The organism is Microbacterium sp. PI-SA-G (assembly GCF_057215335.1).
On the sequence record NZ_CM170103.1, the window covers coordinates 1,399,233 to 1,418,727 of the forward strand.

At 68.0% G+C, this 19,495-nt stretch carries 17 protein-coding genes; 4 read left to right on the forward strand and 13 right to left on the reverse strand.

The window, feature by feature from the left end; genetic code table 11:
- Positions 1 to 14 precede the first annotated feature (14 nt).
- The 12 genes from AC2D10_RS06825 to AC2D10_RS06880 form a co-directional block, all read right to left on the reverse strand.
- Entirely contained in the window at positions 15 to 1,217 is a 1,203-nt protein-coding gene (locus AC2D10_RS06825; protein ID WP_484711277.1) for a lipopolysaccharide biosynthesis protein, read from the reverse strand.
- Between the two features lie 31 nt (positions 1,218 to 1,248).
- The gene (locus tag AC2D10_RS06830) at positions 1,249 to 2,325 is read right to left on the reverse strand and encodes a polysaccharide pyruvyl transferase family protein (protein ID WP_484711279.1); all 1,077 of its coding nucleotides are present in this window, start codon (positions 2,323 to 2,325) and stop codon (positions 1,249 to 1,251) included.
- Positions 2,322 to 3,449 (reverse strand): glycosyltransferase, encoded by a 1,128-nt coding sequence (locus AC2D10_RS06835; RefSeq protein WP_484711281.1) that lies wholly within the window; start codon positions 3,447 to 3,449, stop codon positions 2,322 to 2,324. The genes AC2D10_RS06830 and AC2D10_RS06835 overlap by 4 nt, the downstream gene beginning before the upstream one ends.
- Positions 3,450 to 3,513: 64 nt before the next feature.
- Complete coding sequence (gene wecB, locus AC2D10_RS06840; protein WP_484711282.1) at positions 3,514 to 4,644, reverse strand: non-hydrolyzing UDP-N-acetylglucosamine 2-epimerase; 1,131 nt, start codon at positions 4,642 to 4,644, stop codon at positions 3,514 to 3,516.
- Between the two features lie 2 nt (positions 4,645 to 4,646).
- On the reverse strand, positions 4,647 to 5,741 hold the full coding sequence (locus AC2D10_RS06845; RefSeq protein WP_484711284.1) for a polysaccharide biosynthesis C-terminal domain-containing protein: 1,095 nt from the start codon (positions 5,739 to 5,741) through the stop codon (positions 4,647 to 4,649).
- Positions 5,738 to 6,790 carry an SDR family NAD(P)-dependent oxidoreductase gene (locus AC2D10_RS06850; RefSeq protein WP_484711286.1) on the reverse strand — a complete coding sequence of 351 codons (1,053 nt, stop codon included), beginning with the start codon at positions 6,788 to 6,790 and terminating at the stop codon, positions 5,738 to 5,740. The genes AC2D10_RS06845 and AC2D10_RS06850 overlap by 4 nt, the downstream gene beginning before the upstream one ends.
- Positions 6,787 to 8,010: a glycosyltransferase family 4 protein gene (locus AC2D10_RS06855; protein ID WP_484711287.1), complete on the reverse strand. Its 1,224-nt coding sequence runs from the start codon at positions 8,008 to 8,010 to the stop codon at positions 6,787 to 6,789. Before AC2D10_RS06855 ends, AC2D10_RS06850 begins: the two co-directional genes overlap by 4 nt.
- Positions 8,007 to 8,672: an acetyltransferase gene (locus AC2D10_RS06860; RefSeq protein WP_484711288.1), complete on the reverse strand. Its 666-nt coding sequence runs from the start codon at positions 8,670 to 8,672 to the stop codon at positions 8,007 to 8,009. The genes AC2D10_RS06855 and AC2D10_RS06860 overlap by 4 nt, the downstream gene beginning before the upstream one ends.
- Entirely contained in the window at positions 8,665 to 9,288 is a 624-nt protein-coding gene (locus tag AC2D10_RS06865) for a sugar transferase (protein WP_484711289.1), read from the reverse strand. The genes AC2D10_RS06860 and AC2D10_RS06865 overlap by 8 nt, the downstream gene beginning before the upstream one ends.
- Before the next feature lies 1 nt (position 9,289).
- Positions 9,290 to 10,405 (reverse strand): DegT/DnrJ/EryC1/StrS family aminotransferase, encoded by a 1,116-nt coding sequence (locus AC2D10_RS06870; RefSeq protein WP_484711291.1) that lies wholly within the window; start codon positions 10,403 to 10,405, stop codon positions 9,290 to 9,292.
- Between the two features lie 14 nt (positions 10,406 to 10,419).
- On the reverse strand, positions 10,420 to 12,267 hold the full coding sequence (locus AC2D10_RS06875; protein WP_484711293.1) for a polysaccharide biosynthesis protein: 1,848 nt from the start codon (positions 12,265 to 12,267) through the stop codon (positions 10,420 to 10,422).
- 237 nt (positions 12,268 to 12,504) lie between these two features.
- Positions 12,505 to 13,695, reverse strand: a complete 1,191-nt coding sequence (locus AC2D10_RS06880) for a hypothetical protein (RefSeq protein ID WP_484711294.1) — start codon at positions 13,693 to 13,695, stop codon at positions 12,505 to 12,507.
- Between the two features lie 121 nt (positions 13,696 to 13,816).
- Here AC2D10_RS06880 and AC2D10_RS06885 point away from each other — a divergent pair, with 121 nt between their 5' ends.
- Entirely contained in the window at positions 13,817 to 15,196 is a 1,380-nt protein-coding gene (locus tag AC2D10_RS06885) for a tyrosine-protein kinase domain-containing protein (RefSeq protein ID WP_484711295.1), read from the forward strand.
- Positions 15,197 to 15,273: 77 nt separating this feature from the next.
- Positions 15,274 to 16,707, forward strand: coding sequence for a tyrosine-protein kinase domain-containing protein (locus AC2D10_RS06890; RefSeq protein WP_484711296.1), 1,434 nt, complete (start codon positions 15,274 to 15,276; stop codon positions 16,705 to 16,707).
- Here the strand turns inward: AC2D10_RS06890 and AC2D10_RS06895 are convergent.
- Positions 16,704 to 17,165, reverse strand: coding sequence for a GtrA family protein (locus AC2D10_RS06895; protein WP_484711298.1), 462 nt, complete (start codon positions 17,163 to 17,165; stop codon positions 16,704 to 16,706). The genes AC2D10_RS06890 and AC2D10_RS06895 overlap by 4 nt on opposite strands.
- A gap of 60 nt (positions 17,166 to 17,225) precedes the next feature.
- Between AC2D10_RS06895 and AC2D10_RS06900 the strand changes: the two genes are divergently transcribed.
- Together AC2D10_RS06900 and AC2D10_RS06905 are read left to right on the forward strand one after the other, a co-directional pair.
- Complete coding sequence (locus AC2D10_RS06900; RefSeq protein ID WP_484711299.1) at positions 17,226 to 18,011, forward strand: glycosyltransferase family 2 protein; 786 nt, start codon at positions 17,226 to 17,228, stop codon at positions 18,009 to 18,011.
- Positions 18,008 to 19,453, forward strand: a complete 1,446-nt coding sequence (locus AC2D10_RS06905; RefSeq protein WP_484711301.1) for a hypothetical protein — start codon at positions 18,008 to 18,010, stop codon at positions 19,451 to 19,453. The genes AC2D10_RS06900 and AC2D10_RS06905 overlap by 4 nt, the downstream gene beginning before the upstream one ends.
- The last annotated feature ends 42 nt before the right edge of the window (positions 19,454 to 19,495 follow it).

The window sequence follows — 19,495 nt, forward strand, 5'->3', positions numbered from 1 at the left end:
TCCCGCCCCAACCCCTAAGGCTGGCGAATAAGCCGCCACACGGCGATGAGCGTCAAGGCGTAGCCGAATGCCGTTCCGACCGCGAAGCCGAGCACGCTCATCAGCACCTCGCCAGTGAGGATCTGAGCGATCCCTGCTCCGGCAAGCGAGAGCGTCAGACGTGCGACCTGCACGCCAAGGAGGAGCCGCTCGCGACCGAGCATGACGAATACCGACATCACCGGCGAAAGCAACAGCTGCAGCCCGATCGGAAGCGCTAGCAACGCGATCACCGGGCCAACGTCGCCCCACCCCGGACCGAAGACGAAAGGCGACAGCAACGGCCCGAGAACCGCGAGCCCAACCGCAGCGAGTAGCGCGATCGGCAGCGTTCCACGGATCTGGCGCAGAATCTCACGGCGAGCTTCGCCTTCACCTGAACGGAGGACCGCGGCGATCTTGGATTGCGAGTACTGCGAGAGCCCTTGGCTGAGGAATGCCACCGGAGCGCTGGCGCTGCGCTGAGCGACTCCGACAGCGCCAGCCGAAGCCGCGCCGTAGCCCACGGTCACATAGACGGTGAGGCCCTGCAATGAGGCGGACGACACCAGTCCGGAAAGGACGGAATACACCGCTCGTCCCGGCGTCCACGGCACGTCCTCAAGGACATCGGGGTCGTCTTCGGTGACGCCGCGTCGTCGCCGCGTCAGCATGATCGCCACCGATCGACCGACGAGGATAGAGAGCGCCAGGAGGAAGATGTTCGGAACCGTCAGGGCAACGAGAATCTGTGCTCCCGCTGTCAGCAAGCCGGCGAGGAGGTTCCTGACTGCGAGCCGATGCATCGCTCCATGTCGGACCAGCAGAGCGTTGTCGACAGCGGTCCATGCATACGCCGCCATCACGACGCCCGCCATGAGTGCGATCTGCCCCGCGTCATGTTCACCGAGGAGCGCGAGTACGACGAACAGAGCCACCGCAACCGTGCCGCAGATGACCTGGGACCACGTCGAGAAGCGGACGAGGCGCCGAAGTTCGCGCTCACCGCGGACTGCGGGGAGAAGGAACTCGAGTCGAAGCGAGGCGAGTGGCTGCAGGATAACACCCAACGCGAACGCTGACTGGTACAAACCCATCGGCGCCGGTTCGAGGATTCGCGTCAGGAGCGGCAACGTGGCGACGGTGGCGAGTTGCCCTGCCGCCTGACCACCGACCACCAGCCAGCGCTCACGGCTCATCCGCGGTCGCCGTCTCTGCCGTCCACACTGATCATCGTGCTTCGGCTGCGATCAGTTCTGCACGGACTCCATCGACGCGAGCTCGTGCCTCCACGATTCTCATGCTGGCATCGGCGGCCAGTTCTGCGACACGCGCGTGGTCGAGCCCATCGATGAGGTCGATCGAAGCAGACTCGCCGGGTCCGACCCAGTCAGCACCGATGACATCGAAGTGGTTGGCGACCTTGACGGTCGTCGCTTCGCACCAGCCCAGCGGGATCGCGCCTTCCGTGGCGGCGATGACGAGACCATGCAGCCGGTCGGACAACGCCAAGACGGACTGCGCGTACACCTCTCGAACGCGCTGTTCCTGTGCCCAATGGTCACCATCGCCCCACGCGACGACATCTGCGCCGAGGTGGTCAGCCACCTGTCGCGCCAGCGCATCGTCGTCCTGCACCTGGACGACACAGACGATCTCTCGTTCCAGACGCTTCGCCAGGCGCGCGACAGCTTCGAGCCATTCTGCTGACGGCTCGCGACGATCCCCACGCAAGGAGATGGCGATCTTCCGCCGAGCCGCGGGGACGGGGGCAGCGATCGCGGGAGCCGATTCGCCGCCGGGGCCGATACCGAAGCCCCAGTCGGGCATCGTCTCACCACGGCCCATGAGCCGGGCAGACGTGACATCGCGCCACCGCAGATCTGCAGCCGACTTTGCAAGCGCGTCGAAGGGCCACATGAAGTACCGGCGGCGGTTCTTCACCCCAGCGCCGACCCAAACGATTCGAGAGCCTTTCGCGCGGGCCAAAAGGATTGCTGGCGCGAGCAGCAATAGCCCGAAGAAATACGCCTTCGTGACCCCGAACTCGCCAGCGTTGAAGACGAAGGTCGGTTTGCCACGGAGAGCGGCGGCAGTGAACTGCCGAGCCCACCGCCCGAAAGAGGGCGCGCTCTCCGCCTCAGAGATGCGTAAGCCAGCGGCATAGCCAGTACCGGGTGCTCCGGACCACACACGGATCGGACCGACCTCGCGGTAGAGATCGGCGAGAGGGCGCCGCAACATCGAGTCGCCCACGTTGCGCACGTGCCCGGTGAGCCAGAGGAAGGTCGGCGTCTGTCTGCTCACTTTTTCACTCTCAGTCCCTGGGCCGTCGCCCGCTTGATCGCCGCGGCAACGCCTTCAGGGTCCCACGTCGCGAGAGCCGTCCTCCTGGCCTCTCGATACGTCGAGAGATCGAGTTCGCCGACGACGGAGAACCATCGCCCGACAGCATTCACAATTCCCTGTTCCTCGCCCGGAGAGAACCTCACCGAGTTCACCATCGGCGTGAGCGCTTCCACCTCTGATCCATTCATCGGGTTATCGGGAACGAGTACCGGTGTGCCGGCGCGAAGCGCATCGATGGCGAGAAGACCCATGTGGTACGGCGAGCAGACGAAGGTGGCGGCGTCGAAATAGCCGGCGAGCTCATCGGTGTCGTACACCCACCCATGAAAGGTGATCCACTCGTCGTCGAAGTCGCGTCGGAGCTCGTCACGGGCATCGCCGTCGCCGATCAGGTCGATCGACAGCCCCGGATACTGCCGGCGAAGCTGCCGTGCCGCGCTCAACAGCACATCGAGATGCTTGTCGCGGTTGAGCCTTCCCACGAAGAGCAGGCGCACTGTGCCGTCCGCCTCCGCTCGGCGAGCGGCTTCCTGAGCGCGAGCGAGCTGAGCGGCGTCGTCCTGCGCGTCCAACACGTCACGGTTGGAGTGGGTCGCGTTGTTGATCACCTGAACACGACGAGCGGAGAGCCCCAGTTGCGTCGCCGCGACGGCTTCGTTCTCGCCGTAGACGAGCAGGCCGGTGGCGAGTCGGTTCATGACTTCCTGAACACGACGCTTCAGCGAACGGTCGCCGAAACGACCGCACTGGCCCCAGAGGAACGTTCTGCGCCCGCGGAGCCGACGCCCCAGAAGGATCGCCCACGTGCTCAGCGACAGAGTTGCCGGGCCGAGCACCACGGTCGAGTACGTCGGGGAGACGGCGCGCGCCACCACTCCTCGGTCCCAACTCACCGGACCGAGTCGGAAGCTCGGAACGATGTCCAATCCGTCGACATCGTCCTCTCCGAGAGCCTTGATGTTGGCACGTGAGCTGCTGCCGGCCACGAAGTCGAAAGTTGGCTCGGGTTCTGCGCGCAGACCGTCGAGAATTCCTCGTCGGTAGTGCGGGAAGGCGAAGTAATACACAAGCGCTTCAGACATGCGCTGACTCGGGCTCCTCAGGATCTGGGATCAGTGGACTGGCCGAACCACGTTCGGCCGGGTGTCATTCGCCGTTGGACAGCAGGCCGAGCCGACGACGATGCGACGGCACCGTGCCGTGGATGAAGTTCACGACGCGCTGCGCGGTGTCGTCGATCTGATAATCGGCAGGCGTCTTCGGACGGCGCTCCTGCGCCAGGACGACACGGACGGCCGCGATCACGCGCTCCGGCTCGATACCGGCCGTGATGATCGCACCGGTGTCGACCGACTCGGGCCGCTCGATGAAGTCGCGCAGCGTGACGGCAGGGAAGCCGAGCAGGCTCGACTCCTCGCTGATGGTGCCGCTGTCGGAGAGCACCAGCTTCGACTGCAACTGCAGCTTGCAGTAGTCGTGGAAACCGAACGGCGGGTGGAACCGAACGTTCTCGCTCTCAGTGATGCCCAGCGCTTCGAGCCGCTTGCGCGTGCGCGGGTGCGTCGAGACGAGAACGGGGAGTCCGTACTCCTCGCTCAGAGCTTGCAGAGCATTCACGGCCGACCGCAGCCGCGCCGGGTTGTCGACGTTCTCCTCGCGGTGGAGGCTCACGAGGAAGTACTCCCCCGGCGTGAGTCCGGCGCGCTCCACGGCATCGCTCGCATCTATCTGCGCACGGTTCTGTTCGAGCACCTCGCGCATGGGCGAGCCGGTGAGGAGGATCTTCGACGGGTGCAGGCCCTCGGCCAGCAGGTTGCGGCGCGCGTGCTCGGTGTAGACGAGGTTGTAGTCGGCGACGTGGTCGACGAGGCGACGGTTCGTCTCTTCCGGCACGTTCTCGTCGAACGAGCGGTTGCCGGCCTCCATGTGGAAGACGGGGATCTTCATGCGCTTCGCGATGACCGCCGAGATGCAGCTGTTCGTGTCGCCGAGCACCACGAACGCGTCGGGCTTCTCGGCGATCAGCACCTCTTCGGTCTTCGCGAGGATCGACCCGAGCGCCACACCCAACGACGAGGTGTCGGCGTTGAGGAAGTGGTCGGGGCGACGGAGCCCGAGATCTTCGAAGAACACCTCGTTGAGCTCGTAGTCGTAGTTCTGCCCCGTGTGCACGAGAATCTGCTCGGTGTGCTCGTCGAGGAGCTTGATCGTCGCGGAGAGGCGGATGATCTCCGGCCTCGTGCCGACGACCGTCATCACCTTGAGTTTGTCAGCCATGGTCACACTGCCTCGGCAATCGTGTCGGGGTGGGAGGGGTCGAAGATGTCGTTCGTCCAGAACGAGGTGTAGAGCACGTCGTCTCCGATGTTGGTGATGTTGTGCGCCCACATCGTCGGCATGTCGACGGCTCCGGGCGCATCGCCTGAGACCTCGAAGGACACGACCTCGTCAGAATACAGTCGGCGCAGCGAGATCCTGGCGCGCCCCTGCAGCACCGTGAAGCGCTCGATCTTGCGACGGTGGTAGTGGTCGCCGCGGGTGACGCCGGGCACCGTGGTGGAGAACGACGACTGACCGGGACCGCCGTGCGTGCGGATGATCTCGAAGAAGGACCCGCGCGCGTCGGCGTGACGCGTCAGGTTGATCGGCGTCTGCGCGGGGAACGTGTACGACCGGAACGTGTTGAAGAGGTCCCGATCGAAGTCGTCAGCCACGCTCGGAATCTCGCCGTGCTTGTACAACTCGGCGTATCCCTGGAGTCGGGCGAGCAAGCCCGACACCGTCTCGGCCTTCTGCAGGTTCTCGAGCTCGGTGAGCGGCACGGCGCCGGTGAGCAGATCGACCGCGTTCTGCGCGTGCAGAAGGGAGAGCTCCTTGTCGTTATCGACCGTCGGGCTCTCTCCTGACGCGATCAGGTGGCTGAAGGTCGCGGTGACGGCGTTGTAGAACGGCCGTCCGTGCTCGCCGAAAAGGTTCGGCAGCTGCACATCGATGAACTCAGCGCCGATGTCGGATGCCGCGGCGGCGAGGACCTCCGCGCCGCGCTTCTTGGCCTCGCCGTAGACCGAGCCGTTGGTCGACTGGGTGGAGTTCGCGTAGACGACGACCGGGGGCGGAGTCTCAGCCGCACGAAGTGCGGCGGCCAGCTGGTCCGCGAACCCGACATTCCCTTCGGTGACCTCGTCATCGGTGGCGCGGTTCACACCGGCGATGTGGATCGCCCGCGCGCTGCCGTTGACCGCCTCGGTGGCTTGCTGAAGGTCGAAGCCCTCCCCCACAGGGATCGCTTCCGTGGCGGTACCCGACTCCTGCAGCGCGGAGCGCAGATGCCAGCCGAGGAATCCGCGCGCACCGGTGACGGCGACTGCGCTCACGAGGTCGACACCGCGGTCTCGGGGAGACCCGCCTGGCGGAGCTCCGAGCGCACCTCGGGCAGGGTGAGCAGAAGCTCCTCGACCTCGCCGAGCGTCATCTGCTGCACCGTGTGCGAGTCGTAGTCCTCGAAGCGGTTCTGCGTGACGTCGCCCTCTTCGAAGTAGACGCTGTAGTTCAGGTCGCGGTTGTCGGCGACGACGCGGAAGTACTCGCCCATGTCGCGGGCGCGTGACAGCTCTTCGCGAGTGGCGAGCGCCTCAGACAGCTTCTCTGCGTGACGTGTGCCGATCACCTCGAGCTTCGCGTCGGAGCGGAACAGGTTGAGCACCGCCTGAGCGAGGTTGCCGATGGACGTCGCCTTGGCCTTGCGCACGAACAGGTCGCCCTGCTGCGCGTTGCGGAACGCGAACTCGACAAGATCGACCGAGTGCGCCAGTGACATCATGAAGCGGGTCATGTCGGGGTTGGTCACCGTGATGTTGTTGCCCGCCTTGATCTGGCGGATGAACAGCGGGATGACCGATCCGCGCGAGTACATGACGTTGCCGTATCGGACGCACGAGACGGTGGTCTCGGTGTTCGGGTTGTTCAGGCCGTGCGACTGCGCGACCTTCTCCATCAGCGCCTTCGACATACCCATCGCGTTGACGGGGTAGACCGCCTTGTCGGTGCTGAGCGCCACGACCGAGCGGACTCCGTTGCGGTCAGCGGCGCGCACGACGTTCTCGCTGCCGTTGACGTTGGTGCGCACGGCTTCCATCGGGAAGAACTCGCACGACGGAACCTGCTTGAGCGCCGCCGCGTGGAAGACGAAGTCCACGTCGCGCGTCGCGCGATCGACGCTGTCGTAATCACGCACATCGCCGACGTAGAACCGCAGTCGCGAGTCCTTGATCTCGTGGCGCATGAGATCCTGCTTGGCCTCGTCGCGGCTGAAGATGCGGATCTCCGCCACGTCGCGTTCCAGGAGCTTCTTCGCGACCGTGTGACCGAACGATCCGGTTCCGCCGGTGACCAGTACGCGCGCTCCGCCGTATGACTCGCTCATCGTCCTCTACTCGTTCCCTTCGCGGCTGCCGTCAGCAGCTCCTCGATACTGGAAATTCCCGACTCGCGGGAGAAATGGGTGTCGTACATCGCCCGGCCGTTGCGCGCCATGGTGGCCCGCTCGTCGGAGGTGAGTGCAGCAGCCTCCCGGAAGGATGCCGCCAGAGAGTCGACGTTCTCGGCATCCGCCGTCAGTCCGACGCCGTCGCCCTCGACGAGGCCGCGCACGTCGCCCTGCACGGTGGTGATCACGGGCACACCCGCCGAGAGGACCGCCTGGAACTTCGACGGGATCGTGCCTCGGAACACGGGCATGTCTTTGAGTGACACGAGTGCGTAGTCGGCACGGGCGTAGATCTCGGGCATGCGCTCGCGTGGCACCGGATCTTCGAAGCGCACGTTCTGCGCACCGAGTTCTGCGACCAGCGTCTGCAGCTCCCCGCGCGCGACGCCATCGCCGACGATCGTCAGGACGACCCCGGCGTCCGCTGCGGCATGCGCCGCACGCACTGCGGTTCCGAGGTCCTGCATGTCTCCGACGTTGCCGGCGTAGACGACCTCAGCTCGGCCTCCCTCGACGGGAGGCAGCGCAGATTCGACGGGGTCGCCAGCATCCGCCCAGTTGTAGACCAGGTGGGCGCGGTCCGGCGCGACACCGCGGGTGACGAGAGTGGAGACCATCGTCGGGGCGATGCCGATGACGGCGGCTGCCCGGCGGTACGCGCTGCGCAGCCAGGGCCCGAGAACGCCCGAGATGACGCGTTCCTTCGTGCCGCCGGCCATCATCGACGAACCGATGATGGAGTCGGGCCAGAGGTCCTGTACGTGCAGGACGTACGGGCGACCTCCGGTGACACGCCACAGCCAGGGGCCGAAACCGGCTGTCATCTGCGTCGCGTACACGTAGATGACATCCGCACCGCCGGAGAGGCGTCGCGCGGTCGCAGAGCTCAGGGCGAAGGAGAAATAGTTCAGCATCCGCTTGATCGCGCTCTGCGAATGATCAGCGAAGAGAGGCACGCGATGGATCTCCACCGCGCCGTCCTTCTCGGTCGAACGCCACTGCTGCCGGTACCCCGGGAACACGCGCCCGGTCGGGTAGTTCGGGTAGCCGGTGAGCACCTTGACCTGGTGCCCGCGCGCCGCGAGCCCCTGTGCGAGGTCGGCGGGAAGCGGCACTGCCTCGGGCGGGTAGTACTGCGAGACGATCAGGATCTTCATGATTCCTTCCCGTTCTCGAACTCCCGCGCCGGAACTCCGACCACGGTCATCCCGGCCGCCACGTTCTTCGTGACGCACGCAGCTGCCCCGACGGTCACGTCAGCGCCGACGGTCAGACCCTGCAGCACGACAGAACCCGCGCCCAGCAGCGTTCCGGTCTCGATCACGACGCTGCCCGAGACGATTGCTCCGGGGTTGACCGAGACGTAGTCGGCGAGCACGGCGTCGTGGCCGAGGATGCATCCGGGGTTCAGGTGCACGTGATCGCCGAGCGTCACGTTGGTCGAGACCTGCACGCCCGATGTGATGACGACGCCTTCGCCGATGTGCGCCCGCGAGCCGATCACCGCCCGGGGGTGCACGAGAGTCTTGGCTCGGAGTCCCGCGGCGGCGAGGCGCGCGGACACGGTCGCACGCACACGCGGCGAGCCGATCGCGACGACGAAGCGCTCGTCACCGGCGGCCGTCGGCAGCCAGTCGTCTTCGGTGCCGAGGTAGCGGATGCCGCGGGCAGCGAGGCGCCCGAGATCCTCCTGGCGCGGGCCCGAGTCGACCACTCCAGCGAGGTGCAGCGGCTCCCCCGCGGCGATGAGCGCTTCGACCACGTCGAGCGTCTCGCGTCCGAAGCCACCGGCGCCGATCACCACGATGCGCTCAGCCATTCGCTTCTCCGAACTTGTGCATCGTGGCGTGGCCTTCGGCGTTGATGCCCTCGCGCGCGACGACCGAGCGGACGGTGTCGACCAGGATCTTCGCGTCGACGGCCAGGCTGCGCGAGTCGACGTACTGCACGTCGAGGGCAAAGCGCTGCTCCCACTGCACGGTGTTGCGGCCGTTGACCTGCGCGAGACCGGTGATGCCAGGCCGCACCTCGTGCCGACGCGCCTGCTCGGGCGTGTAGCGCGGCAGGTACTCCACTAGCAGCGGGCGGGGTCCGACGATGCTCATGTCGCCCTGGAACACGTTCCACAGCGAGGGCAGTTCGTCGAGACTCGTCGAGCGCAGAATACGGCCGAAGCGCGTCAGGCGCTGCTCATCCGTGACCCATCCGCGCGACTCGTCGACGTTGCGCATCGAGCGGAACTTGTACAGACGGAACACCCGACCGCCGCGACCGGGGCGCGGCTGAGTGAAGAGCACAGGTCTGCCGAGATTGAGGCGCACGACGAGAGCCGTGATCAGAATGATGGGGCTCAGCGCGACGAGCAGCACGGCGGACGCCGCGGCGTCGAGCGCACGCTTGACGCCGTCGTACGGCCGACGAGCGGGCCTGGTCATCTCAGCGCCCATCGAGGAAGGCGGCGATGGCCGAGCGCACCTGCTCGCGCTGTTCGGTCGTGAGTGCCGAGCCGCTGGGCAGGGTCAGACCCCGCTCGAACAGCGCCTCGGATGCGCCGGTGATGACACCGCGCGACCCGGCGAAGACCGGCTGCAGGTGCATGGGCTTCCAGACCGGACGGCTCTCGATGTCGTCGGTGGCGAGCACGGCGGCGAGCTCTTGCGGCTGCCACCCGGTGACCTCGGAGTCGACCATGATCGACGTGAGCCAGACGTTGTCGTCGTGGTCGCCCGCGGCGCCGAACACCTCGACGCCGGCGACGTCGGCGAACAGCTCCTTGTACATCTCGCGCACCTCGCGGCGTCGCGCGATCATGCTGTCGAGACGCTGCAACTGCGCACGCCCGAGGGCCGCGAGCAGGTTGCTCATGCGGTAGTTGTAGCCGATGTCGGTGTGCTCGTAGTGCACGACCGGCTGGCGGGCCTGCGTGGCCAGGTAGCGCACGTGCTGCGCGAACTCCGCCTCGTCGGTGAGCAGCATGCCGCCGCCCGACGTGGTCATGATCTTGTTGCCGTTGAACGACACGATCGACGCACGTCCGAAGCTGCCGGCGGCGCGGCCGCGGTGGTGTGCACCCAGCGACTCGGCAGCGTCAGAGAGCACCGGCACGTCGTACTCGGCGGCGGCCTCGAGGATCGCCGTGTAGTCGACGGCCTTGCCGAGCAGGTCGACCGGCACGATCGCCGCGACCCGCTCCCCCGCCGCATGCACCTGCGAGAGCGCCTGGCGCAGCAGAGCCGGGTCCATGTTGCCCGTGACCGGATCGGCGTCGATGAAGTACGGCTCGGCGCCGGTGTAGACGATGGCGTTGGTGGTGGCCGCGAACGTCATGGTCGACGTCAGCACGATGTCACCCGGTTCGACGCCGAGCGTCAGCAGTCCGAGGTGCAGTGCCGCAGTGCCCGAGCTGAGGGCCACACCGTGCGCGACGCCGACTCGCTCGGCGAGCTCGCGCTCGAACGCATCGACGTCGGGTCCCAGCGGGGCGATCCAGCCGGATCGCATGGCGGCGAGGACCGCGTTCTCTTCGAGTTCGCCCACGTCGGGCGAAGACATGTAGATCCGTGCGGTCACTTCTTGTACTCCGTGGTGTCGAGGCGGATCGGCTCGATGATCGAGGTGTCGTTGTTGCGGGGCACCGACTGCATCCGTGCCTCCCAGCCGGCCTTGTCGAGGCGCTGGGGCGAGATGGAATCGGCACGCGTGTGCGACACCTTGGGGTGGAACGGACGCTCGAGGTTCTCGGCCGAACCGACCAGCACCTCGTGCAGCTTCTCGCCGTGACGCAGGCCCGTGAAGACGATCTCGATCTTCTTGCCCGACATCGCGATCATGCGCTTGGCGACCTCGAGGATCGAGACCGGCTCGCCCATGTCGAGGATCAGCACCTCACCCGGGCGACCGATTCCGCCGGCCTGGATGACGAGCTGGCAGGCCTCGGGGATGGTCATGAAGTAGCGCGTGACGTCGGGGTGCGTGACCGTGATGGGCCCGCCCGCCTCGATCAGCGACTGGAACGTGGGGAGCATCGAGCCGCGGCTGCCGATCACGTTGCCGAAGCGAACTGAGAGATAGCGCATGCCGGTCTCTTCGCCCGCCCAGGCCGTGAGCTTCTCGGCCACGCGCTTGGAGTGGCCGAGCACGCTGGTCGGGTTGGCGGCCTTGTCGGTCGAGATGTTGACGAACGTGTCGACGCCGACCTCGCGGGCTGCGGTGAGCACATTGAGGGTGCCGAGCACGTTGGTCTTCCACGCCTCGTCGGGGTACTGCTCGAGCATCGGTAGGTGCTTGAGTGCCGCCGCGTGGAAGACGACCTCGGGCTGGCGCTCGGCGAAGATCGTACGCAGGGTGTCGAGTTCGCGGATGTCGGCGAGCACCACGTCCTTCGAGTCGAGCAGACCGTGCCCGAGCGTGCCGATCTGGGCCATCTGCAGACCTGTCTCGTCACGGTCGAGCATGATCAGGTCGCTGGGGCCGAACTTCGACAGCTGGCGGCAGAGCTCCGAGCCGATTGATCCGCCCGCACCGGTGACGAGCACGCGGCGGCCGGTGACGTAGCCGGCGATGAGCTCGACGTTGGTGTCGACCGGGTGGCGGCCGATGAGGTCTTCGATGCTGATGTCGCGCAGGTCGATCGCCGACTGCTCGCCCGAGATCATGTTCGTCAGCGTCGGGGTGATCGTGACGCGAAGCCCTGCGGACGCGGCGTCGTCGGTGAGGCGGCGCAGCAGCGTGCTGTCGGCGCTGCCGATCGCGATCACCAGCGTCGTCGCGCCGGTCTGCTCGGCGGCGGCGGCGATCTCGCTCGTGCGGCCGATCACCGGGATGCCGCGCAGGCGCAGGTTCTTCTTGTTCGGGTCGTCGTCGAGAATGCCAACGGCCCGCAGCGGCGACGTCGGGTCGGTCGTCATCTGATGCAGCAGCACGTCGCCCACGTAGCCGGCACCCACGATGAGTGCGGGCTCAGCCTCGGCGCCGGGCTTGCGGCTGCGCTCGAGCACCAGGCGGGCGATGTAGCGCACGCCGAACATCAGCAGCAGCACGAAGGGGAAGGCGAGGATGACGGTGCCACGCGGGAGTCCGACGGCGGGGCCGACGATCATCACGAGGATCGAGAGCACGGCCGCCTGGATCACGACGGCGAGGCCGAGCGCCCTGACCTCATCGAACGAGCCGTAGGTGAAGCGTCCGCGATAGAGCGCCAGGTAGTAGCCGACGACGATCTGACCGGCCGCCGCGATGACGGCGAGCATCGTCATGGAGAGCCACCCACGCAGGGTGGGTTCGAACTCGAAGCGCAGCACCACGGCGATGACGATTCCGATGATCCATGCGCCGCTGTCGACGATCGCGGCGGTGAGCCTCCGCCGCCGTTGCCAGACCGATACGCCGTCTTCCGGATTCGAGACCGATGGCACTGTTCCCCCTGCACGCACGTCTCCGCGCGATCCTCCCGGTGCAGGCTAGGGCCTGTCGGAAGCTGTCGATGTCTGCGTTGTTAGCGATGTATTGGTTCCATCGTGGCACATCGAGGGGCATGCAGAATGCTGGTACATCGGTTCGGCGCGGATGGCGTCGAAGAATGACGCTCGATCGATCAGACCGCGAGGCCGAGCGTCACAGAGCGCGCAGGTCGAGCCGGGTCACCATCCGGTTCAGGGGGCGTTCGGGTCGACGGGCGGGTCGACAGGCGGATCCACCACCGGCGGCGGGTCAGTCACCGGCGGGACCGGATCTCCGGTACCGGGATCGGTCGGCTCGGGGTTCTCGTTGCCGTCGTCCGTGCCCTGGTTGTTGTTGTTGTTGTTCGCGTTGTTCTGCTCCTGCTCACGCTCGCGTTCGCGCTCCCGCTCGGCGGCGGCGTCATCCTCGGCGCGAACCTGGCCGTCGCGCAACGCACGAACGGCGTCGCGGTAGGCCAGCAGCGCGGCAGCACCGGCACTGGTAGTCAGGTCGGCCGCCCCGGCGGTGGTCGATGCGAGCGTCACGGCGTCGCGCAGCGTCTGATCGGCGTCCGGCGCGTCTTCGAGGACGGTCGCGGTGCTGGCGGTGAGCCCGGCACGGAAGGCGTCGATCCCCGCGGTGAAGCCCGTGGCGGCAGCCTCGACCGACTGACGCGTCGTGCGCAGCTCGGCGTTCATGTCATCGATGAGACCGGTGCGCCCCTGCACCTCGTCGATCGCGGCGGCGACACTGGTCAGCGACTCCTCGTCGACCTTCGGCGCCTTCCACTCCTCGAGATCCTCCGGGATCACGATCGCCTGCAGCGCCGTCGTGTACTGGGTGGCCGAGAGGTTCGCGCCGTCGAGCAGTGCCTGGTCGAGGAACGGGTCCTCCTCTTCGGCGGGCGTGAACGCGGTCAACGCGGCCTGGAAAGCCTGGGCGGTCGCGAGACCGCTCTGGATCTGCTCCTCGACGCGCACGCGGGCAGCGGTGAGGGCGAGCTCGGCCGACGTGAGCGCGTCCTCGTCGGACTGCAGCAGCGCGACCGCGTCGCCCGTCGGGCTCGCGTTCGCGATCTGCACCGCGGTGAACGTCGAGGCGATCGCGACGGTGACCACGGCGGCAGCACCGACGGCGGCGCTCAGCCAGTCAATGCGACGGCGGGAGCGGCGGACGGATGACGGTGCCGAGCTGGTCGGCATCGGTGCACGGTTCGCGGCGGCGGCGTCGACCATGGCGACCAGACGCGGAAGATCGTGGCCCACACTGTCGGCGACGCGCGGCGGACGACGGCGTCCGAGCAGCCCGTCGAGTCCGCCGGCGATCGTCTCGCTGTCGGCGGGTTCACGAAGACGCGAGCGGTCGCGCGTCTTGTCGAGGTCGAAGATCTCGTCGTTCGTCATGCGTTTCCCCCAGGGTGCCGTCTTGTGATGCGAGGGCACGCTGCAATATACCGGACGCACTTTGGGTAGTGTCTTCAAGGAGTAAGGCGTTCGCCGAGGAATCCGAAGCCGTGGGGGGCCATTGAACATCCAGCTGTCGCTGCGCGCGCTGAGGCACAATCTCGTGCTGATCGTGTCGCTGACGCTCATCGGTCTCTCGCTGGGAGTCCTGCACGCGATCACCACCCCCACGCGCTATACGACCACCGCCGACGTCTTCGTGATCGGACAGGCGCAGAGCACGACCGGCACGCCGACGACGAGCGAACTGAACCTCGCCCGCACCTACGCTCTGCAGGCCGTGACCAGCTACGTCACGATCATCCCGAGCGCGATCGTGCTCCAGCCCGTGATCGACGATCTGCGCCTCGACGAGACGCCCGAGCAGCTCGCCTCCCGCGTCACCGCCACGGCCCCGGTGGCCTCGACCACCATCTCCATCACCGTCGACGACGCGATGCCCGGCCGCGCGGCCCGCATCGCGAACGCCGTGGCCGACAGCTTCGCCACGGTCGTCGCCGAAGAGCTCGAGCGTCCGTCCGAGGGACGCGCGAGCATCGTGCGCATCGACGTCATCCAGCCCGCGGGCGTGCCCACCGCGGCATCCGCCCCGAACGGCACGCTGTCGCTGGCGGCCGGTGGCCTGCTCGGCCTCGCCGCCGGCATCCTGGTGGCCGTGCTGCGCACGACGCTCGACGCCCGCATCCGCTCGGTCGAAGACGCCGCTGCCGCGACCGGGGCCCCGGTGCTCGGAACCACCACCTTTGACCCCTCGGCCGGCAAGCATCCGCTCGTCGTCACCGGCGGCGGCGCCGACCCGCACGCCGAGGCCTACCGCTCGCTGCGCACGAGCGTGCAGTTCCTCACCCCCTCGGGCGAGACGCCGGCTTTCGTCGTCACCAGCGCCGGTCCCGGCGAGGGCAAGTCGACCACCGTCGCCAATCTCGCGATCGCTTTCGCGGAATCCGGAGCGAAGGTGGCGCTGATCGACGGCGACCTGCGCCTCCCCCGCATCGCGGACTACTTCGGCATCGAGGGCGGCGTCGGACTCACCGAGGTCCTGGCCGGACGCGTCTCGGTCGCCGACGCGCTGCAGCGCTGGGGACGCGGCACGCTGTTCGTGCTGCCGTCGGGCACCATTCCGCCCAACCCGGCCGAGCTGCTGGGCTCCGCCGAGATGGCCCGCCTGCTCGCCGACCTGCGGCAGGCCTTCGACATCATCCTGATCGACGCGCCTCCTGTGGTGCTCGTGACGGATGCCGCGGTCATCGCCCGGCGCACTTCCGGCACGATCCTCGTGACCGCCGCCGACAAGGCCGTCGTCCCGCGGGTGCGGAACGCCGTCACCAGCATCGAGAACGTCGGCGCGAAGGTGGTGGGCACCGTCGTCACGATGCTGCCCACGAGCGGCCCTGACCGCTCACTCGCCGGCGCCTACGGTTACGGGCCCGACCGCAAATAGACCTGGCGCCTCCGGGCGTCGTGCATACACTGATCCGAATCGCGCATGAGCGCGACGACAACCAGAGGGAAGACCACGTGGAGCTCCGCGACTACATCCGCATCCTGCAGAAGAACTGGATCGTCATCCTCGTCCTCCTCCTGGTCGGCCTCGCCGGCGGCGGTGCGTACGCGTACCTGCAGGCACCGAAGTACGTCACCTCCACGCAGCTGTACGTGTCGGTGCGCACCGAGGGCGCCGCCACCGGAGACCTCGTGCAGGGCACGACCTTCGCACGCCAGATGGTCACCAGCTACGTCGACACCATCGGCACCGCACTCGTGCTCGATCCGGTCATCGAAGAGCTCGGACTCGACATGACCGCGCGCCAGCTCGCCGGCAAGGTCACCGCCAGCACGCCGCTGAACACCGTCATGATCACCATCTCGGTCACCGACACCGACCCTGAGCGCGCGGCCGAGATCGCCGACGCGACCGCGGTCAGCTTCACCGACGCGGTGCAGAACACGCTCGAGCGCCCGGCCGTCGAGGGCGGCGTCAGCCCCGTCAACGTGACCGTCACGAACCCGGCCGCTGTGCCGACCGCGCCGTCCAGCCCCAATATTCCGCTGCTCGTGATCATCGGCGGTCTGCTCGGACTCGCCGCCGGCATCGGATTCGCCGTGCTGCGGACGGTGCTCGACACCCGCATCCACACCCTGCACGACCTCGAGGTCATCACCGACCGCCCGCTTCTCGGCGGCATCGCCTACGACCCCGAGGCCACCAAGCGCCCGCTGATCGTGCACGCCGACCCGCGCAGCCCTCGCGCCGAGTCGTTCCGCACGTTGCGCACGAACCTGCAGTTCCTCGACGTCGACGGCGATGCCCGCACCTTCGTGGTGTCGAGCTCGGGTCCCGGTGAGGGAAAGTCGACCACCACCGCGAACCTCGCCATCGCCCTCGCCGAGACCGGTGCCCGCGTCGCGCTGATCGACGGCGACCTGCGTCTGCCTCGCATCGCCGATTACATGGCGATGGAGGGCGGTGTCGGACTCACCAACGTGCTCATCGGCCAGGTCCCGCTGTCTGAGGCGCTGCACAAGTGGGGCACCAACGAGCTCTACGTTCTGCCCAGCGGTCCCGTGCCGCCGAACCCCAGCGAGCTGCTCGGCTCGACCGCGATGGACACAGTGCTCTCGACGCTGTCGGAGTACTTCGACTACATCCTGATCGACGCTCCTCCCCTGCTGCTCGTCACCGACGCGGCCGTGATCGGCAAGAAGGCCAGCGGGCTGATCCTCGCCGCGGCCTCGGGCAAGACCCGCAAGCCGGAGCTGCAGGGCTCGATCCGCACGCTCACCACCGCGGGCGTCAACCTGCTCGGCCTCGTCATCACGATGCTTCCGACCAAGGGACCCGACAGCTACGGCTACGGCGCCTACACCTACGGCTCGACGCACGAGCTCGGCGGTGCACCCGGAACCCGCGCCTCGCGCAAGGCCGCGAAGAAGGCCCGCGCCTCCGCCTAACCGGCGGTGGGAGCGGAACGCGGCGTCGGCGAGCGGAAGACGATGAAGTGGTAGAGCACGAAGCGCAGCGCGACGACGATCACGATGCTCACGAGGTTGACCGCGTTGATGACGACGGGTCCGGCCGTGCGGTCGAGAATCCCCTCGGCCATGATCACGCCGAGCCAGACGAGGCCGGCGCCGATCGCCGTGCAGATGGCGTTGGTGATCACGAAGAGCACGAGCTCCGAGACGCGGCCGCGGCGGTCGCGGTGACGGAAGGTCCACTCGCGGTTGCCGATGTAGGCGTTGATGAGGGCGACGAGCGAGGCGACGATCTTGCCCGACACGACATCCCAGCCCCACACGAAGACCAGCAGGTTGAAGACCGCGATCTCGATGATCGTGCTGAGTCCTCCGACGACGAGGAAGCGGCTGCCCAGTCCGGCGAGACGCCGCCATCGAGAGGTGTTGTTCATGACTCGACTACGATACTGGCTGCGCGTGCCCCCGACGAACGCGCACCCTCTGAGGACAAAGTGACGATCACCCATCTCGCCATCGTGATGCCCGCCTACAACGAGGTCGAGGGTATCGGCGGATTCGTCGACGAGATCCGCGAAGCCGTGGCTCCGCTCGCCGATCGGGTGAGCTTTCACATCGCCGACGACCGCTCGACCGACGGCACCGCCTCAGCGTTCGACGGCGTCTCGGATGCGACCGTCGAGGTGCAGCCGCAGAACCGCGGACACGGCCCCACCGCGCTGGCGGCCTACCGCGCCGGACTCGCCGCCGACCCCGATGTGCTCGTGCACGTCGACGGCGACGGCCAGTTCTACGGCTCGGACTTTGCTCGACTCATCTCCGCGCTGCTGCGCGAGGACGCCGACGTGGTGCACGGTGTGCGCGACGGTCGCACCGACCCGTGGTACCGCCAGGCGCTAACCGCCGCGGTCGGCGCCCTGATCGCCGTGACCGCGGGTCGCCGCATCCCCGACGTCAACACACCGCTGCGCGCCTACCGTCCCGCGGCGCTGCGGGTGCTGATCGACGCGCTCCCCGCCGATGCCTCCGTGCCGCACGTGCACTTCTCGCTCGCCGAAGCACGCGCGGGCTTCCGTGTGCGCTACCTGCGGGTCGCCAGCATCCCCCGCCGCGGGTCGTCGACCGTGGGCACCATGTGGGGGCGCGCGAGCCGCGTGAGCCTTCCGCCCAAGCGCCTGCGCCAGTTCGTACGGTCGGCGCTGAGCGAGGCGTGGATGCTCTCGCTCCGCCCTTCCGCGCCGCTGCGCACCCTGCGCCGACCCGAGTCTGCCTCGCGATGACCCGCCTGCGCACGATCCTGTTCTGGGTGCTCGCCGCGGCCCTGGTGATCGGGCACAGCATCGTCGCCTGGCACAGTCTGGTCGTCTGGCGCATCTGGGAGGACGAGGCGTTCAACCTCACCGTGCCGGTCAACCTGCTCGCGGGACTCGGCTACGCCAGCGACGGCGCTCTCTCGGGCTCGACCATCACGCTGTTCGACGAGCGGATCTCGACGGGTCCGACCGTGCTGCTGCCGATCACCGCGGTGCTCGCCACCGGCGCCGACCTGGTCATCGGCGCCCGCCTGGTGCCCCTGGCGTACTGGGTGCTGCTGCTGGCCGGACTCGCCGTGCTCGGACGACGCCTCGGCGGACGCTGGGCCGCGCTCCTCGCCGTCGCCGTGCCCCTCGCGTTCACCGCGAACTCCGGGTTCTCGCCGATTCAGGGGCCCGCCGACATCCTCGGCGAGATCCCCGCGGCCGCCCTCGTGGTGTGGGCGCTGGTCGTGCTCCCCCGCCGCGCCTGGCTCGCCGGCCTCCTCGTCGGTCTCGCCATCCAAGCGAAGCTGATCGCCCTGCTGGCGCTCCCCGCGTTCGCGATTGCCCTGTGGATGCTCGCCGACGGCACCGGCTGGGCGCGCGTGCGGGCCGCGCTGCGGTCGTCGTGGCTGCCGCTGATCTTCGTGGCGCTGCCGACCTTCCTCTTCGAGCTCGCCGCACTGCTGACGTTCGGGGTCGGTGGGTTCATCGAGCATCTGCGGGAGCTCAAGCGGTTCGTGACGAGCGGCGGCCAGGTCGCCAAGACCTCCGTCGGCGAGAAGCTGGCCACGCTCGCCGACTCGTGGTCGCTGCCCGGGATCATCGCCGCGCTCGGAGCCGTGCTGCTGATCGGCCTCGTCGTGGCGGGCGCGGTAGTCGCGCGGCGGGATCGTCAAGAGGCCGACCGGCTCGCGTTCACGTACGCCGCCACGGCAGCCGCGGGAGCTGCGACCTTCGTGCTGTGGTGGTCGACCGCCTCACACCTGCCGCTGTGGGTCCGGCATCCGGCCGTCGGCCTGCTCGCCTTCGTGCCGGTGCTCGCCGCTCTCGCCGTGTGGGCGGTGCGACGGATGCCGCGGGGGACGCTGTCGCGTGTCGCTCTGGGCGCGAGCGTGGCGCTGGCCGTGGTGGTATCCGCTGGTGGGGTGTTGCACGTGCACAACGCGATGCAGGGGCGGCCCGAGACGCTGCAGGACCAACGCGACTTCGCGGCGCCGCTCGCGGAGTGGGTCGACGAGAACGACGCCGACTGGCTCGCGGCAGAGCCCTGGGGCGCGGCGATCTCGATGATCCTGCTCACCGGCGCACACGTCGGTCTCTTCGACGCCCCGGCCATGCAGGATGTGCCGCGGCTGAGCGGCTTCCCCTGCACGACAGAGGTGCTGGCGCAGGGCGGCGGCTACAGCATCTGCGCCGCACCCTGACGCGTGCGCGTCGTGCATCGGTGAACGACGAAACGGCCGGCC

Excerpts from the sequence above, each read along its gene's own strand:
- AC2D10_RS06835 (WP_484711281.1), bottom strand. The coding sequence starts at position 3,449 with ATGTCTGAAGCGCTTGTGTATTACTTCGCCTTCCCGCACTACCGACGA.
- AC2D10_RS06825 (WP_484711277.1), bottom strand. The coding sequence starts at position 1,217 with ATGAGCCGTGAGCGCTGGCTGGTGGTCGGTGGTCAGGCGGCAGGGCAA.
- AC2D10_RS06865 (WP_484711289.1), bottom strand. The coding sequence starts at position 9,288 with ATGACCAGGCCCGCTCGTCGGCCGTACGACGGCGTCAAGCGTGCGCTC.
- wecB (WP_484711282.1), bottom strand. The coding sequence starts at position 4,644 with ATGGCTGACAAACTCAAGGTGATGACGGTCGTCGGCACGAGGCCGGAG.
- AC2D10_RS06870 (WP_484711291.1), bottom strand. The coding sequence starts at position 10,405 with ATGTCTTCGCCCGACGTGGGCGAACTCGAAGAGAACGCGGTCCTCGCC.
- AC2D10_RS06855 (WP_484711287.1), bottom strand. The coding sequence starts at position 8,010 with ATGAAGATCCTGATCGTCTCGCAGTACTACCCGCCCGAGGCAGTGCCG.
- AC2D10_RS06905 (WP_484711301.1), top strand. The coding sequence starts at position 18,008 with ATGACCCGCCTGCGCACGATCCTGTTCTGGGTGCTCGCCGCGGCCCTG.
- AC2D10_RS06895 (WP_484711298.1), bottom strand. The coding sequence starts at position 17,165 with ATGAACAACACCTCTCGATGGCGGCGTCTCGCCGGACTGGGCAGCCGC.
- AC2D10_RS06880 (WP_484711294.1), bottom strand. The coding sequence starts at position 13,695 with ATGACGAACGACGAGATCTTCGACCTCGACAAGACGCGCGACCGCTCG.
- AC2D10_RS06850 (WP_484711286.1), bottom strand. The coding sequence starts at position 6,790 with ATGAGCGAGTCATACGGCGGAGCGCGCGTACTGGTCACCGGCGGAACC.
- AC2D10_RS06860 (WP_484711288.1), bottom strand. The coding sequence starts at position 8,672 with ATGGCTGAGCGCATCGTGGTGATCGGCGCCGGTGGCTTCGGACGCGAG.